Annotated in this window: 18 protein-coding genes; 8 read left to right on the forward strand and 10 right to left on the reverse strand. The window is 60.1% G+C overall.

Translation table 11 applies throughout. From position 1 onward, the window contains the following. Positions 1-66: 66 nt before the first annotated feature. Entirely contained in the window at positions 67-825 is a 759-nt protein-coding gene (locus ACRRSD_RS04025) for an ArsR/SmtB family transcription factor (RefSeq protein ID WP_435037209.1), read from the reverse strand. Between the two features lie 79 nt (positions 826-904). Here ACRRSD_RS04025 and ACRRSD_RS04030 point away from each other — a divergent pair, with 79 nt between their 5' ends. After that, positions 905-2,008 (forward strand): cytochrome P450, encoded by a 1,104-nt coding sequence (locus tag ACRRSD_RS04030; RefSeq protein WP_435037210.1) that lies wholly within the window; start codon positions 905-907, stop codon positions 2,006-2,008. A 128-nt stretch (positions 2,009-2,136) separates the two neighbouring features. On the opposite strand, the gene ACRRSD_RS04035 is transcribed toward ACRRSD_RS04030, so the two are convergent. Beyond that, entirely contained in the window at positions 2,137-3,456 is a 1,320-nt protein-coding gene (locus tag ACRRSD_RS04035; RefSeq protein WP_435037211.1) for an Nramp family divalent metal transporter, read from the reverse strand. A 72-nt stretch (positions 3,457-3,528) separates the two neighbouring features. Then, the gene (locus ACRRSD_RS04040) at positions 3,529-4,065 is read right to left on the reverse strand and encodes a chalcone isomerase family protein (RefSeq protein WP_435037212.1); all 537 of its coding nucleotides are present in this window, start codon (positions 4,063-4,065) and stop codon (positions 3,529-3,531) included. Between the two features lie 147 nt (positions 4,066-4,212). Here ACRRSD_RS04040 and ACRRSD_RS04045 point away from each other — a divergent pair, with 147 nt between their 5' ends. Together ACRRSD_RS04045 and ACRRSD_RS04050 are read left to right on the forward strand one after the other, a co-directional pair. Then, on the forward strand, positions 4,213-4,986 hold the full coding sequence (locus tag ACRRSD_RS04045) for a hypothetical protein (protein ID WP_435037213.1): 774 nt from the start codon (positions 4,213-4,215) through the stop codon (positions 4,984-4,986). An 84-nt stretch (positions 4,987-5,070) separates the two neighbouring features. Further along, the gene (locus ACRRSD_RS04050; RefSeq protein ID WP_435037214.1) at positions 5,071-5,628 is read left to right on the forward strand and encodes a hypothetical protein; all 558 of its coding nucleotides are present in this window, start codon (positions 5,071-5,073) and stop codon (positions 5,626-5,628) included. Here the strand turns inward: ACRRSD_RS04050 and ACRRSD_RS04055 are convergent. From ACRRSD_RS04055 to ACRRSD_RS04070, 4 genes are all read right to left on the reverse strand, one after another. Continuing rightward, positions 5,618-6,334: an alpha/beta hydrolase gene (locus ACRRSD_RS04055; RefSeq protein WP_435037215.1), complete on the reverse strand. Its 717-nt coding sequence runs from the start codon at positions 6,332-6,334 to the stop codon at positions 5,618-5,620. The two genes, ACRRSD_RS04050 and ACRRSD_RS04055, sit on opposite strands and share 11 nt — an antisense overlap. A 180-nt stretch (positions 6,335-6,514) precedes the next feature. Then, positions 6,515-7,627: a succinylglutamate desuccinylase/aspartoacylase family protein gene (locus tag ACRRSD_RS04060; protein ID WP_435037216.1), complete on the reverse strand. Its 1,113-nt coding sequence runs from the start codon at positions 7,625-7,627 to the stop codon at positions 6,515-6,517. A gap of 200 nt (positions 7,628-7,827) precedes the next feature. Next, on the reverse strand, positions 7,828-8,607 hold the full coding sequence (locus tag ACRRSD_RS04065; RefSeq protein WP_414869155.1) for an ABC transporter substrate-binding protein: 780 nt from the start codon (positions 8,605-8,607) through the stop codon (positions 7,828-7,830). Between the two features lie 350 nt (positions 8,608-8,957). Further along, positions 8,958-9,386, reverse strand: coding sequence for a rhodanese-like domain-containing protein (locus tag ACRRSD_RS04070; RefSeq protein ID WP_007915056.1), 429 nt, complete (start codon positions 9,384-9,386; stop codon positions 8,958-8,960). Between the two features lie 101 nt (positions 9,387-9,487). On the opposite strand from ACRRSD_RS04070, the gene ftrA reads away from it, so the two are divergent. From ftrA to ACRRSD_RS04085, 3 genes are all read left to right on the forward strand, one after another. Next, complete coding sequence (ftrA, locus tag ACRRSD_RS04075) at positions 9,488-10,462, forward strand: transcriptional regulator FtrA (protein ID WP_435037217.1); 975 nt, start codon at positions 9,488-9,490, stop codon at positions 10,460-10,462. Positions 10,463-10,900: 438 nt separating this feature from the next. Then, positions 10,901-11,281 (forward strand): DUF6124 family protein, encoded by a 381-nt coding sequence (locus tag ACRRSD_RS04080; protein ID WP_016984247.1) that lies wholly within the window; start codon positions 10,901-10,903, stop codon positions 11,279-11,281. Positions 11,282-11,283: 2 nt separating this feature from the next. After that, entirely contained in the window at positions 11,284-11,553 is a 270-nt protein-coding gene (locus ACRRSD_RS04085) for a hypothetical protein (RefSeq protein WP_435037218.1), read from the forward strand. A 139-nt stretch (positions 11,554-11,692) separates the two neighbouring features. Here ACRRSD_RS04085 and ACRRSD_RS04090 read toward each other — a convergent pair whose 3' ends face one another. Together ACRRSD_RS04090 and ACRRSD_RS04095 are read right to left on the reverse strand one after the other, a co-directional pair. Further along, positions 11,693-12,106, reverse strand: a complete 414-nt coding sequence (locus ACRRSD_RS04090; RefSeq protein ID WP_435037219.1) for a hypothetical protein — start codon at positions 12,104-12,106, stop codon at positions 11,693-11,695. A gap of 34 nt (positions 12,107-12,140) precedes the next feature. Beyond that, entirely contained in the window at positions 12,141-12,479 is a 339-nt protein-coding gene (locus ACRRSD_RS04095) for an FKBP-type peptidyl-prolyl cis-trans isomerase (protein WP_435037220.1), read from the reverse strand. A 142-nt stretch (positions 12,480-12,621) separates the two neighbouring features. Here ACRRSD_RS04095 and ACRRSD_RS04100 point away from each other — a divergent pair, with 142 nt between their 5' ends. Further along, entirely contained in the window at positions 12,622-13,668 is a 1,047-nt protein-coding gene (locus ACRRSD_RS04100) for a M4 family metallopeptidase (protein WP_435037221.1), read from the forward strand. Between the two features lie 14 nt (positions 13,669-13,682). Continuing rightward, on the forward strand, positions 13,683-13,994 hold the full coding sequence (locus ACRRSD_RS04105; protein WP_435037222.1) for a protealysin inhibitor emfourin: 312 nt from the start codon (positions 13,683-13,685) through the stop codon (positions 13,992-13,994). Between the two features lie 106 nt (positions 13,995-14,100). On the opposite strand, the gene ACRRSD_RS04110 is transcribed toward ACRRSD_RS04105, so the two are convergent. Continuing rightward, complete coding sequence (locus ACRRSD_RS04110) at positions 14,101-14,409, reverse strand: RcnB family protein (RefSeq protein WP_435037223.1); 309 nt, start codon at positions 14,407-14,409, stop codon at positions 14,101-14,103. Positions 14,410-14,812: the final 403 nt, after the last annotated feature.

A 14,812-nucleotide genomic window follows, 5' to 3' on the forward strand; every position in this document is an offset into this window, starting at 1 on the left:
CAGAAGCTGAAAATCAAAAGATCGCAGCCTTCGGCAGCTCCAACATGGATTGGGTAGGGTCGCGATTTATCGGGTGTACACGACTCCTGTAGGAGCTGCCGAAGGCTGCGATCTTTTGATCTTCCCGTCTACCGGCCACTCAACACCAAACCGCGCACTGATCTCCTTGCGCCCCACCGCCGTCAACGCCAGCGCCCGACTGTCGAGATCCTGTGTCACCCACTTGCACTTCAGCGCCTTTTGCAACAACGCCGCGCCCAGCGAACCCCCGAGATGCGGCCGGCGCATGCTCCAGTCCAGGCACGGACAGGCAAACTTGCGGCGCAGGGTGGTCAAATCCTGCACGTCGATGCCCAGCCCGAGAAACAACGCCTCCCCGCTTTCACTCAAGCGATACGCCTGCTCGTCGGTTGCCACCAACCAACCGCCCTCGATCAAGCGGTCATGCAGCAACACCGCCAGCGTCCCGGCCATGTGGTCGTAACAGGTTCGGGCGAATTGCAGGCGATCCGGAGTATGCGCTTTGAACGTCGGCGCGGCGTTCTGGCCAATCACCATCAACGCTTCCAGCGCCTGCGCCACGCGCTGATCGGCGAGGCTGTAATAACGATGGCGGCCCTGCACATGCAGACGCACCAGGGCCAGGTCCTTGAGTTTCGCCAGGTGCACACTGGCGGTCGAGGCGCTGACTTCGGCGATGGTCGCCAGCTCCGTGCTGGTGCGGGCATGGCCGTCCATCAGCGAGCAGAGCATTTTCGTTCGCGCCGGCTCGGCGATGGCGGCGGCCACTTGGGAAACGCCGATGTCTTGATGTTCTGCGTGCATGGTTCGCTCCCGGACGAATCATCGTCGTTGCGCAGTGGAGATAGTAGCAACACTTTCCCCGCCGACAAGGATGCAAACCATGAACCCGATCAGCGCCGCAACGCACGCCGATCCATATCCCTACTACGCCGAACTGCGCGCGGCAGGTGGACTGACGTTTCATCCGGATCTGAAACTGTGGGTCGCCAGCAGCGCCCGAGCGGCGTGTGCGGTGCTGGCCCACGCCGATTGTCGGGTGCGTCCGGCGCAAGAACCCGTGCCCAAAGCGATTGCAAAAGGCATGGCCGGCAAAGTCTTCGGCCAATTGATGCGCATGAATGACGGTGAACGCCAGCGCTGCCCGCGCTCTGCGATTGAGCCTGAGTTGACCTCACTCGACCTTGAGGCGGTAAACACATTGGTCGCCGCGCGGCTGATCACAGCGGACGCCGACGGTGTGTACAAGGCAATGTTTCGTGGCCCGGTGTGCGTGGTCGCGGCGCTGCTGGGATTCACGCCAGCACAGGCCCGGGCAGTCAGCGAGCTGACGGCGGACTTCGTCGCCTGCCTGTCGCCGTTGAGCAATGACCTGCAATTGGCCGCGGCGGATACGGCGGCCGAGCAACTGCGCGGCTACTTCATCGAGCTGCTCGCCGAACCCGCCAGCGACGTCCTCAGCGCGATCCAACAGCGCTTTGCCGGCGATGAAGATACCCTGATCGCCAACCTGATCGGCCTCTGTTCGCAGACATTCGAAGCCTGTGCCGGACTGATCGGCAATACGCTGTTGGCGTTACGTCGTCAGCCGGCGTTGCGCGGCGAATCCATCGAAGCGCTGCTCAACGAAGTCCAGCGCTTCGACCCGCCCGTGCAGAACACCCGGCGCTTTGTCGCCGCGCCCTGTGAGATTGCCGGTGTGCGTGTCGAGGCGGGCGATGTGATTCTGGTGCTGCTGGCTTCGGCCAATCGTGATCCAGCACTTAATGAACAGCCGGAGCAGTTTCTGCCGCAGCGCGCCAATCGCCGCAGTTTCAGTTTTGGCAGTGGTCGGCATCAGTGTCCGGGGCAAGCGTTGGCGATGAGTATTGCCGGAGCGACGGTGCGGGAAATACTCAGGCATGAGATCGACCTGAATCGCCTGAACTGGCACTACAAACCTTCGCTGAATGGGCGCATTCCAGTGTTCAGTGACTTGGGCGCCTGACAGGCCGTATTCGCGAGCAGGCTCGCTCCCACAGGGTTATGGGGTGTACACGCTGTTGTGATCACCTCGAACATTGTGGGAGCGAGCCTGCTCGCGAAGAGGCCAGCCCAGCCACTACAAATGCTGGCTCAAACCGCCCACTGCAAAATCAGCCAGCTGTTAGCGCCACTGATCACCACAAACAACCCCCACGCCAACACCCGGGTTGGCCAGCGATTCACAAACGGCCCCATCAGCTTTTTATCATTGGTCATGCGGATCAATGGGTACAAGGCAAACGGCAACTGCAGACTCAACACCACCTGACTCAGCACCAGCAATTTGCCAATCGCGTTATCGCCCATCAGCCACACGCCGATAAAGGCCGGAATCAACGCCAGCCCGCGAGTAATCAAGCGTCGCTGCCAGCACGGGATCCGCAGGTTCAGGTAACCCTCCATGATCACCTGGCCGGCGATGGTGCCGGTAAACGTCGAACTCTGCCCCGATGCAAGCAACGCCACGCCGAACAACACACTGGCCAGCGCGCCCCCGACCAGCGGATCAAGCAAGTGGTAAGCGTCCTGAATGTCCACCACATCGGTGTGCCCGGACTGGTGGAACGCTGCCGCCGCGAGAATCAGGATCGCCGCGTTGACCAGCAACGCCAGCGCCAGCGAACCGATGGTGTCGATGCGCGCCAGTTTCACCGCGTCCTGCTTGCTCGCCAGGTCCTTGCCGATCATCCGCGTCTGCACGATCGAGGTGTGCAGATAGAGGTTATGCGGCATCACCGTCGCGCCGAGAATACCGATCGCCAGGTACAACGGCGCCGCTTCACCAATTGCCGCCAGCGACGGTTTGAAACCTTGGGCGACGTCAGGCCAGTAGGGTTTGATCAGCAGCAGTTCAACGAAGAAACACACACCGATGGTCGCGACCAATACCAGCATGATCGCTTCCAGCCGGCGGAAACCGCGATTTTGCAGGGCCAGCACCAGCAAGGTGTCGAACGCGGTCAGGGCGATGCCGAAGGTCAGCGAGCAGCCGAGCAGCAAGTGGAACGCCAGCGCGCAGCCGAGTACTTCGGCGAGGTCGGTGGCGATGATCGAGATTTCCGCCAACAGCCACTGCAGGCGCGCGGTCGGTGTGCTGTAGCGCTCGCGGGAAAGTTGTGCCAGATCGCGCCCGGTGGCAATGCCCAATCGCGAACACAGGCATTGCACGACCATGCCGGCCAGACTTGCCAGCAACACCACAAACAACAGGCTGTAGCCAAAGCGTGAACCGGCCTCGATGGCCGTGGCCCAGTTACCGGGATCCATGTAACCGATCGAGACCAGCAAACCGGGACCGGCGAAACGCAGCACGCGTTTGAAGAACGAGGCGTTGGGATCCACCGCAACACTGCCGGCCACTTCCGGCGGGCAAAACGGCGCGGTGGCGATTTTGGGCAAACTGAATTTCACGCACACATCCAGAAACAAGTCGGAAAGACGCAGCTTAGAGGTTTCCGCCTGAGCCTTGAAGCGCAAAAAAATCTATCGATTCATTCCTAACAACTGCTCGCGCAACTCAGGACTGCGCGTGCGCGGATCAAGCCAGATAGCAAAAAACGCCTGGGCAAACAGCGGGTCATCGATCTCATGCTGCAACTGCTGACCGACAAAAAAGCGCGCGCCCTGCCCCGGCAGATAAACACCAGTAATCCGCGTACCGGCCTGCACATCAACGAACGATTGCTGCATCTGTATCTGCCACCCGGCCAATTGCGCCGGGCTGACGCGGGCACCGCCCAGGCGTTTGATTTCATCGACGCTGGCCTTGACCAGATCATCGCGGGAAATGTTGCGGCGATAAATCAGCTCCAGCGCAAACGGCTGGCCGTCGGCCAAGGGCCGCGCGGCGCTCCACAAGCGCGCGTTGTAAACATCGAAACCCCACACGCTGTAATCGCCGCTGCCAATGATCTGCGCGCCGGGCACGGCGTCTTGCCAATTGGCCCAGGTCGGCGTCAGCAGCAGTGCCCACAAGCCGATGCCGCAGCATCCCCGCAACACCTTCGGTGTTTTGTTCATCGCGGCATCGACTCCGGCAAGCCCTGATGGTCAAAGCATAGCCGGGTATCGTCGCCGGCACTTTGTATACAAAAACTGCGCACATAGGCAGCAATCGCCGAACGACAATGCTAACGTGGCGCACCTTCAACGGATGGAGACTCTTGCGTGCTGATCCTCAAACTGCTGCTGATTCCCGGTTTTCTGCTGCTCATTTCCCTGGCGGGCAAACGCTGGGGGCCGAGCGTGGCCGGGTGGCTGTCGGGATTGCCGGTGGTGGTCGGGCCGATTCTGTTTTTCCTCGCCATCGAGCAAGGTCCGGCGTTTGCCGCGCAGTCGGCGGTGGCCGCGTTATCAGCGATGTTCGCGATGATTGCGTTCTGCATCACCTACGCGCAGGTGGCGCAACGGGCAAACTGGCCGTTGGCGTTGGCGGCATCACTGTCGGTGTGGGCCGTCATCGCTGGAGTGTTGTCGCTGATTCCGCCGTCGCTGCCGTTTTCGGTGGCGGCGGCGGCGATTGCGCTATTGGCATCGCCGTACCTGTTTCCCACGGTGCAACCGGTACTCAGCGGCCCGGCGCCGAAGTCGGACAAACTGATCTGGCGAATGATCGCCGGCGCCGCGTTGACCCTGGTGGTAACGATGCTCGCCAGCACCGTCGGCGAGCGCTGGAGCGGTTTGCTTGCGGTGTTCCCGGTGCTCGGCAGTGTAATGGCGGTGTTCTCGCAGCAGACCCGCGGCCCGGCGTTTACCGCCGCACTGTTAAGGGCGACGGCGACCGGCATGTATTCGTTTTCGGCGTTCTGTCTGGTCTCGGCGCTGACCTTACCGACCATGGGGCTGAGTGGATTCGTCGTGGGTGTTGCGGTGTCGGTGGCGATGCTCGGGGTAACCAAGCGGCTGTTGGCGCGCCCATTGGCGAAAGCGCAGACGCAATAACCGCTCGGATGATTCGCGCTGGAACGCCTGGCCCCCTCCGTGGGATGATCGCCCGCCTCGCGCGACCATCCACCGGAGATTCACATGTCATTGTTGAGCAAAAAAGCCGTCGTCCTGCTGGTGGCGGCCCTCGCCGGTTTCGGCGCCCTCCACGCGCAAGCCGCCAAGGGAAAAGCCAGCACCGAGAAAGTCTCGATGCTCGATGGCAAGTTCACCTTTGTGTTGCCTAAAGGTTTCGTCGCCGACCCGCTGCCGCCGAGCCCGAGCGGGACGAAGGGCACGATGTACACCAATGAAGCGACGAAGACCGTCGTCATTACCGCTGAAAACAAAATTCCCGAAGGCCAGCACGTCAAGGACAACGACGGCCAGTTCCTCGACGGCACCGTCTCAAGCTTCATCGAAGACCAACGCAAGGCCCTGCCGGACTTCAACAAACTCAGCGAGAAGAGCCTGACCCAGAAAGGCACCGGCCTTGGCTTGCGTCAGGTCGACAGCACCGCGACCCAGGGCGGCGGCCAGACCCTCAACACCACGCTGATGGCCGGTTCCGGCACGAAGATGGCGCTGGTGCAGGTGATCTCCCGCGCCAGCGACAAGAAAGGTCACGATGCGCTGGTGAAAACCATCCTCAAGGATTGAGCTGCTGCAACCAGCCGTTCAAGTCGCGCAGCTCGGCCGCACTGATACTGTGGCCGACGCCGGGATAGGCGTGAAACTGCGGTTTGTAGCCGAGTTTCTGTAGTTGCGCGTTGGCCTCGGTGCCGTTTTTATACGGCACCGGATCATCGGCGGTGCCGTGGCCGATGAAGATGTTCAGCGGCAACGGCTGCTGTTCGCTTTTGAGTTCAGCCTTCAACACTGGCAATAAGCGCCCGCTCAATGCCGCAATCCCACCGACCGCCACTGGCGGCCGCAGCCCTACCTCGTAGGTCATCATCGCGCCCTGACTGAAACCGATCAGGTACACCTTGTCCGGGGTGGTGTGATATTTCTGCGCCGCTTGCGCGATAAAGTCGCGAAGTTTCTGGCCACTGACCTTCAGATCATCGGTCTCGCCGTTGTAGGCGCCTTCGCCCTTCTTGCGAAACCACTGGAAACGCCCTTCCCCCAAAGACAGCGGCGCCTGCACCGACAGGTAGTTGTATTGCTTCGGGAGCTGAAACTTCATGCCGATCAGATCGGCTTCGTTACTGCCGTAGCCGTGCAGGAAAATCACCAGCGGACGCGCCTCGGCGTCGGCGTGCACCTGCTCGATGTACTTGAGCGGCAGATCGGACTGCAGCGTGGTTTGCGCCTGCACGGCGCTGGACGCCAGCAGGGTCAAAAGAGCAAAGACCTTCAACATAGAGCCATCCTTCACGGAGTGTCGGGTTCGGGGGGGAGCCTAACATCCTGCGGCGAGGATCAACATGTTGGGTGCTGCTGATGGCCCCTTCGCGAGCAAGCTCGCTCCCACATTGGAAATGCATTCCCATGTGGGAGCGAGCTTGCTCGCGAAAGGGCCAGTGAATCCAACGAAGATCCGTCAGTCGTTGGTCAATTTCCCTGTACGAAATGGCACCCGCCCCGCCACTTTCGCCTGCCAGATCCCCGGCTCGGTATAGCGCCCGCGATCCAGCGCAAACAGCACACCACTGGTGCCGGCACGAACAGTGGTCACGCGATCCTGCAACGGATCCACCACCTCAAACAGCGCATCCCCCTTCTCCACCCACTCGCCGGCATTGCGCAGGAAGCTGACCACACCATGGTGCGGTGCGAACAGATATTCGGTGCCCTCGAACGGCAGACCTTCACAGCACTCACCCGGCGCCGCCGGCCACTCACCGCCGATAAAACCCTGCTCGGCGAGAAAACCGAGGATCGCCTCACAATTGGCCTGCGCCTGATCGACCCGGGTGTCGCCCATGCTTCCCAGCTCCAGCGTGGTCGCCAGGTTTGCCGCCGGAATCGCGGCATTCGGGAACGCCCGCGCCAGACGCAGCCACGGCGTCGAGCAGGATTCATCGAACGAACTGCCGCCGGAATCTTCACAAAGCAGCGCCACGCCGGCCTTCAATCGTGCCGCCAGTGATTGCCACTGTGGCCAGTGCTGCGGTAGCGCATACAAATGAATCGCCGCGTCGAAATCACAATGCAGATCGAGGGTAATGTCGGCATCGCAGGCATGGCGCAGCAACAAGCGGTGCAACGCCTCCAGTTGCGACGCCGGTGCCGGCAGTTCATCAAATACCTGGCCCATGGTTTGACGGATCAGTGCGACGTTGGCCTCGGCATCCGCGCCCAGACGCTCACCGATCAACGCCCCGACCGGCGCGCTGAGTTCGACGAAGGCGCGGTTGAAGTTCTTGCCGCTACCCAATTCGAAGCGGCCCATGTGCGCACCTTGCACGTGTTGATCGAGGCCGATCGGGTTGGCGACTGGCACCAGCTCGATCACACCCTGCAAACGGCCTTGCTGTTCCAGCTCATTGAGGCGTTGCTTGAGTTCCCACGCGGTGCGCATGCCCGGCAGTTCATCGGCGTGCAGGCTGGCCTGGATGTAGACCTTGCGGGGGCCCGCGCCGTAGCGGAACACGCTGAGGGAGCGCTCGCTGCCCAAGTGGCTCCAGGGCAGAACATGGTCGATGCGTTGCATGGGAAAACTCCTCAATTTCCGGATCACACTGATCCCCTGTGGGAGCGAGCCTGCTCGCGAAGGCGGGGTGTCAGACAACAAAGATGTTGAATGTTAAACCGCTTTCGCGAGCAGGCTCGCTCCCACAAGGTTCTGTGGTTTTATCAGAGCGCAAAAAAAGTGGCCACCGCGCAAACGGGGCCACTTTTTTCTACAGCGTATTAATGGCCGTACACATCAAAGTCGAAGTACTTGTCCTGGACTTTCTTGTACTCGCCATTGGCGCGAATTTCGGTGATGGCTTTGTTGAATTGCTCGGCCAGCGCGGTATCGCCCTTGCGCACCGCAATGCCGGCGCCGCCGCCGAAGTACTTGGCGTCTTCGTAGGTCGGGCCAACGAATTCAAAACCTTTACCGGCGTCGGTTTTCAGGAAACCGTCGCTCAGGTTAACCGAGTCGGCTAGCATCGCGTCGATACGCCCGGAAACCATGTCGAGGTTGGCTTCCTGTTGCGAGCCGTAACGCACCAGGTCGATCCCAGCCGGCACCAGCACTTCGGTGGCGTAACGGTCGTGGGTACTGGCACGCAGCACGCCGACTTTCTTGCCTTTGAGCTCGGTCAGCGGGTCTTTGACACCGGAGCCTGCCTTCATCACGAAGCGCGCCGGGGTGTGGTAGTACTTGATGGTGAAATCGACGTTCTTCTTGCGATCATCGGTGATGGTCATCGACGAGAGAATGGCGTCGATCTTTTTCACTTTCAGCGCCGGGATCAGGCCATCGAATTCCTGCTCGACCCAGGTGCATTTGACTTTCATTTGCGCGCACAGCGCATCGCCGATATCGACGTCAAAACCGGTGAGTTTGCCGTCAGGGGTTTTCATCGAGAATGGTGGGTAACCGGCTTCGATACCGATGCGGATCGGCTTGGCGTCTTCGGCCACGGCGGTCAGGGACAACATCGACAGTGCCAGGGCACCGAACATCACTAGCTTCTTCATTTATAACTCCTGTGTGCGGAGGCTTTTATTGGCAGCTTTCGATTCAGCGTTCGGTCATGGCCAATTGGCTGCAAAAACCGAAGTGGCCGGCAGTCTATGGCGGCGCGCACAGGGTAAATTGTGTTTAAGCGACAAATACTTATGAAAGATCGGCGCACCGATTGACCGGGGTCAACGGGTGCGCCGTCGTGGTGCAAAGGCTGTAGGACAAGACTGTTTTCAGAGCAAAAAACGCTGAATTCCCTGTAGGAGCTGCCGCAGGCTGCGATCTTTTGATCTGGCTTTTTAAACATCAAGATCAAAAGATCGTCCGAACGCGGCCCGAGCCTGCGGCAGCTCCTACAAGGGGATCAGCATTCGCAGCCGATTGCGGTTTTGGCGGCTTGCTCAACGCTCAGTTGAAAACCTTCATCCAGCCATCCGGTAACACCGCCGATCATCTCCTTGACCGGGTAACCCAGCGCCGCCAGTTTCACCGCTGCCTTGTTCGCGCCGTTGCAGTGCGGGCCGGCGCAATAAACCACAAACAGCGTGGTTTTCGGGTAGCTCGCCAGCTCCGCCGCTGTCAGCAACCGGTTCGGAATATTGATCGCGCCCGGCACATGCCCGCGCTCAAAAGCCAGCGGCCCGCGCACGTCGACCAGGACAAAATCAATCTCGCCGGCCTCCTGGCTACTGAAGACGTCGGAACAATCGGTTTCAAAGGTCAGACGATTGCTGAAGTGCATCAGGGCGATCGCCGACGGAGCGGCAGGGATGTCGCGAACCAGGCTGGTCATGGGTGTTACTCCTTTGTCTGAACGGGTGTGAGCAGACTTTATCGAGCGGCCGCTTGCGGCTACAGTGGCGCACAAGACACTCACCGGGAATTTTCCGCCAAATGCCGACATCACCAGGTCTGGTTGCGATTCTGGCCTACGACGGCCTCTGCACATTCGAATTCGGCATCGCCGTGGAGATCTTCGGCCTGACCCGGCCGGAGTTCGATTTCCCGTGGTACACCCACGCCATCGCGGCGGTCGATCAAGGCCCGATGCGCGCCTTGGGCGGGATTCAGGTGCTCGCCGATGGCGGTCTGGAATTGTTGGCCGAAGCGCGCACCATCATCATTCCCGGCTGGCGCGACCGCAACGCGGCGGTGCCTCCAGCATTGATCGACGCGCTGTGCCAGGCCCATGCCCGAGGTGCGCGATTGCTGTCGATCTGCTCCGGAGTATTTGTGCTGGCGGCCACCGGCCTGCTCGACGGCCACGGCGCCACCACGCATTGGCGTTACACGGCGGAACTGGCGCAGCGCTTCCCGGCCATTGCCGTCGATGCTGATGTGCTTTATGTCGACTCCGGTCAGTTGATCACCTCGGCCGGCAGCGCCGCCGGGATCGATGCCTGCCTGCATCTGGTGGCGCGGGACTTCGGCACGCAAGTCGCCAACTCGGTGGCGCGGCGACTGGTGATGTCGCCGCAACGCACTGGCGGTCAGGCGCAGTTCATTCCGACCCCGGTCAGCCCGACGCCGCGCAATGATCTGTCACGGGTGATGCAGTGGGCGCGCGAGCGTTTGCATGAACCGCTGGAAGTGCGTGATCTGGCCAGTGAAGCGGCGATGAGTGAGCGTACGTTTCTGCGGCGTTTTACCGAGGCCAGTGGGCAGTCGCCCAAGGCGTGGTTGCAGCACGAACGGTTGGCGCGGGCGCGGGAGTTGCTGGAGAGCACGCCGGACAATACCGAGCAGATCGCCGAGCGTTGCGGTTATCGGTCGGTGGAGAGTTTTCGTGTGGCGTTTCGCGGGGTGGTGGGAGTGCCGCCGTCGGTTTATCGGGAGCGGTTTGGGCGCGGCGTGAGGGTTGAATCCTGAGGTGATTTTGAAGGCGCCTTCGCGAGCAAGCTCGCTCCCACAGTTTGGAATGCGTTTCCCCTGTGGGAGCGAGCTTGCTCGCGAAAGCGCCGGGTAAAACGCAGCATCATTTAGACATCAGCCACAAGGCTACAGCGCCTTGCGCCTTTGCCTACAACTACGCCAGAATCCGCCGGCTTGTGCGGCTTGGGGGCTGCCGGTAACTTGGTTCGCGTCACTGAATGTTCAGTGATCGGGTTTAGTCGCTCGGTAATCTACTTAAACTGCACAACGTTCCAGACAGTAGGTATTTCGATACCTCACTCAATGGTAGCTGTGCGCAGGGCGCCTTCGGGTGCGCCGGTTTTGGTGGAGTTTCCGGTCGACTAACCTGCGTATAGCTGCCACCTTTTCGTTTAGTCGCGAGGTGGTGTCAGCATCACTTTGGAAAACTACACCATGTTCAAAATTACGCCGAATCCGCCCGAAACAGACGCGGAAATCGATCCAAATCCAACGTCCCCCTACTCCGCACCGGGCTCCAGAAAACTCCACGAAGCCGCCGAACGCGCCCTCGATCACTACCTGAAACCCACACCGCCTTCACCACCACGCAGACCCAGCACCATGTTCCTCGTCGACCCGAACACCGGCGCCGAAGACCTCATGGCCCACGCCTGCGAATCCATGGCCTCGGCCAGCATCATGCTCAGCGACTTCGCCGCCCTGCTCGACTCGCCCTACCGCAACACCGTGCTCGGCATCCAGCAAGTGGTCATGCTCGGCGAACTCGCAGTCAACCGCGCCCTCGACAAAATCGACCCCGCCCTGAGGCAATAATCATGACCCACAAAACAGATGCACAAGTCGTCGCGGCACTGGTGGCCATGGGTTTCAACGAGCGGGACGGACGCTGGGCACAGAACGCCTGCCTGGTGCTCTTCGAAAGCGAACGCGAAACCATCGTCGCCTCCGCCGTCACCGCCCTTCCCCAACTCGATGAACTGGAAATCGACGCCGTCCTACCCGCACTGCGCCGCGTGACACGCCGGTTCCCCTCACTGCAAAAAACCGTGGCCGACACACTGGCCGAAATGGCCCACGCAGCCTGATTGACCGCGTGATCGTTCTTCGCGAGCAGGCTCGCTCCCACAGTTGTTCGCGGTTACTCGCGGCATTCGAGTACACCGCCGTCCCAATGTGGGAGTGAGCCTGCTCGCGAAAGCGTTCTTTCTGCGTCGGACGCGTGAGTCACGACGCTCGAAAATCCGCGAGGATAAAGGGTGTGCGGTCACGCAAGTAAACGTCGACATCGTCCAGCGAGTGCAACGCTTCACTGGATGACTCCACGCGTTCTTCATCGTCATGACGAATGACCGTGACGAAAAAGGTTTCTTCCTGCCGGACCAACGTCGCAGTGCGTTTGACTGGCCGCCCATCCTCCTGGGCAAAGGACATCGCACGTAACGTTTCATTTTGCAGAGCTTCAGACACGTTTGCTTTGAGAGCCTTGCGTTTGGCGAGCAGTTCTTTCGCGACTACCCAGCTGCCAACTGCAGCGGCAGCGGAAACGAACAACATATAGTTGTAGGTCGATCCCCTACGAGTCGCATGCCTCTCAACCAGCCAATCGGCAACTTGTGAAACCACCTGCCACACATCCATCGCATTTATTCCCAAGCGTAAAAAAGACCCGGTTTCAATCCTCCCGCGTCAACACTTCCAACAACTCAATCTCAAACACCAGATTCGAATTCGGCGGGATCTTGCCCATCGTCCGCTCGCCATATCCCAGATGCGCCGGCACCAGCAATTTGCGCTTGCCCCCCACCTGCATGCCCATCAAGCCCTGATCCCAACCCTTGATCACCCGCCCGGTGCCAATCACGCACTGAAAAGGTTTGCCACGGCTGTAGGAAGAATCGAACTCGCTGCCGTCTTCCAGCCAGCCGGTGTATTGGGTGGTGATCAGTGCGCCTTTGACGGCGGCTTTGCCTTCGCCGACCTGAAGATCGATTACCTGCAGTTCATTTGTCATGTTCGTGGACTCTTTGTGGTTGGCCTGGTCGGGCGCGGAGGGCGTTTTTCGCAGAATCCGGTGCCAATGGCAATCCATGGAACCGAAACTCGCGTCGCTGCTCACATGTTTATCGACATCGTATTAAGCCAGGGAAGCTCTGATGACCGACTCACAATTGCTGCGCAGTTTTATTCCACCCTACATCCTCAACCGCATCATCGCTCACGGTTCAGCGCCGCAACGTTCGGCAGCGATGCTCACGCTCAATCATGTACGCAGCCTGTTGCCCAATCCAGGCGCACCCGCACAACCACCGGCACGGGCGATCCTGCCCGAGAAGAGCAAGCCCGGTCTGGCCGAACGCAGCGTGCATGATGCGCAGAACAAAATGCTCTTGCCGGGCAAGCTCGTGCGCCTCGAAGGCCAGCCGCCGAGTGGTGATGCGGCGGTCGACGAGGCTTACGAGGCGCTGGGGGCCAGCTATGATTTCTTCTGGAAAGTGTTCGGTCGCGACTCGATCGACAATCAGGGCTTTGCCCTGATCGGCAGCGTGCATTACGGCCAAGGTTACGAAAACGCTTTCTGGAATGGCGCGCAAATGGTGTTTGGCGACGGCGATGGCGAAATCTTCCAGCGCTTCACCCGCTCGCTCGACGTCATCGGCCATGAACTGGCCCACGGTGTTACCGAAAGCGAGGCCGGGCTGATTTATGCCAACCAGTCCGGCGCGTTGAACGAGTCGCTCTCGGATGTGTTCGGCGTCTTGACCAAGCAATACATGCTTGGCCAGACAGCCGGGCAGGCAGACTGGTTGATCGGTGCCGACCTGCTGATGCCGAAGATCCAGGGCAAGGGCCTGCGCTCGATGTCACACCCCGGTACGGCGTATGACGACCCGCTGCTGGGCAAGGATCCGCAACCGGAGCACATGCGCAAGTTTGTCATCACCAGCGAAGACAATGGCGGCGTGCACATCAATTCGGGCATTCCCAACCGTGCGTTTTATCTGGCAGCCCGAGCGTTTGGCGGCTTCGCCTGGGAAAAGGCCGGACGAATCTGGTACGACACGCTTTGCGATGACCGCTTGAGCCAGGACGCAACGTTTGACGCGTTCGCAAAATTGACCATCGACCACGCGGGCCAGCGCTTTGGCGCCGAAGCAGCCGACGCAGTGCTGCAAGCCTGGGCGCAGGTCGGCATCGAATAATTCGAGGAGGCTGTATGAAAACGCTACCCGAGCTGGATGACGATTCCGTTTTGCGCGTATCTCGCCAGGGTGGCGTTGCAGCGACTCACAGCCTGAGCCGCCCACGTGAAATCGAATTTGCGCAATGCAACATCAGTCAGCGTTCGAGGATCTGTTCGGTGCTGGAGGGCTGTCTGCCATTGGACAGCAGCGAATCCGGACGTGGGGATCAACGCTTCTATCAGATTGAAGTGCGCTATCAGTCCGGGGAAATGGTGTTGAAAGTGCCGGAGGATCGGGCGCCGGGGGATCTGGTGCATTTGTGGGACAAGGGGGAGTTGCTGTGATTCATGCAGGCGAGTCTTCTGCACCGGCACCTGACAATTTGCGTGGGCCAAAGCCTTCCGTTTGGCCGAAATGCAATCGGCCATCCGTGGCCAATCATGACCGGGGTTAACGCTCGACCGGTTGCATCTCGACAATTGTCCCGTTGGTAATCATCACCATCACGTACTTGTCGTTGATCTGCACCCATTGGGCCTGCTCGATCGGTGCTTTCAGGCCCTTGGCTTTCCAGTTTTGCAGGGCCTTCTCCTTGCGCTGATACATCTCGGGCGCACGGTCGTTGACCTTCAACTCCCGGTCGCTGGTCGGCGATTGCACGGCCTGTTCATTTGAGGTTTGCGCCGCTTGAACAAGTGGGCTGATCCCGGCAAAGCCGGCGACGAGGGCCAGGCTGGCGATTAGGGTTTTGCTGTTCATCGGTGAACCTCCTGAATTGGGTAGTACCTCAACTCCGACTGCGTGGGGCGGGAATCATTCCTTTTTTTCCGGGGGTGGGCGCTAGAGGTCATTGGAATTTTGGTGTCCTGGAGACAAAAGCAAAATCAAGAGCCCCCCTCACCCTAACCCTCTCCCTGAGGGAGAGGGGACTGACCGAGGTGTTTGGCAAAATGCGCCGACGTGCGATACCGAGTCGAATGCAAGTTTCAAAACCAACCGAAATCGGCTCCCTCTCCCTCTCCCTCTCCCTCTCCCTCGGGAGAGGGCTGGGGTGAGGGAGAAACCATAAGCAGCCGTTACCGCAGCAATGGATTTGTACCAAAAAACCATTGATCCACTTTGCACATCAATCCATGCCAACAATGCAATTAACAGATTGTTA

Source organism: Pseudomonas neuropathica, assembly GCF_051174785.1.
In the GTDB taxonomy this organism is placed as follows: Bacteria; Pseudomonadota; Gammaproteobacteria; order Pseudomonadales; family Pseudomonadaceae; genus Aquipseudomonas; species Aquipseudomonas neuropathica_A.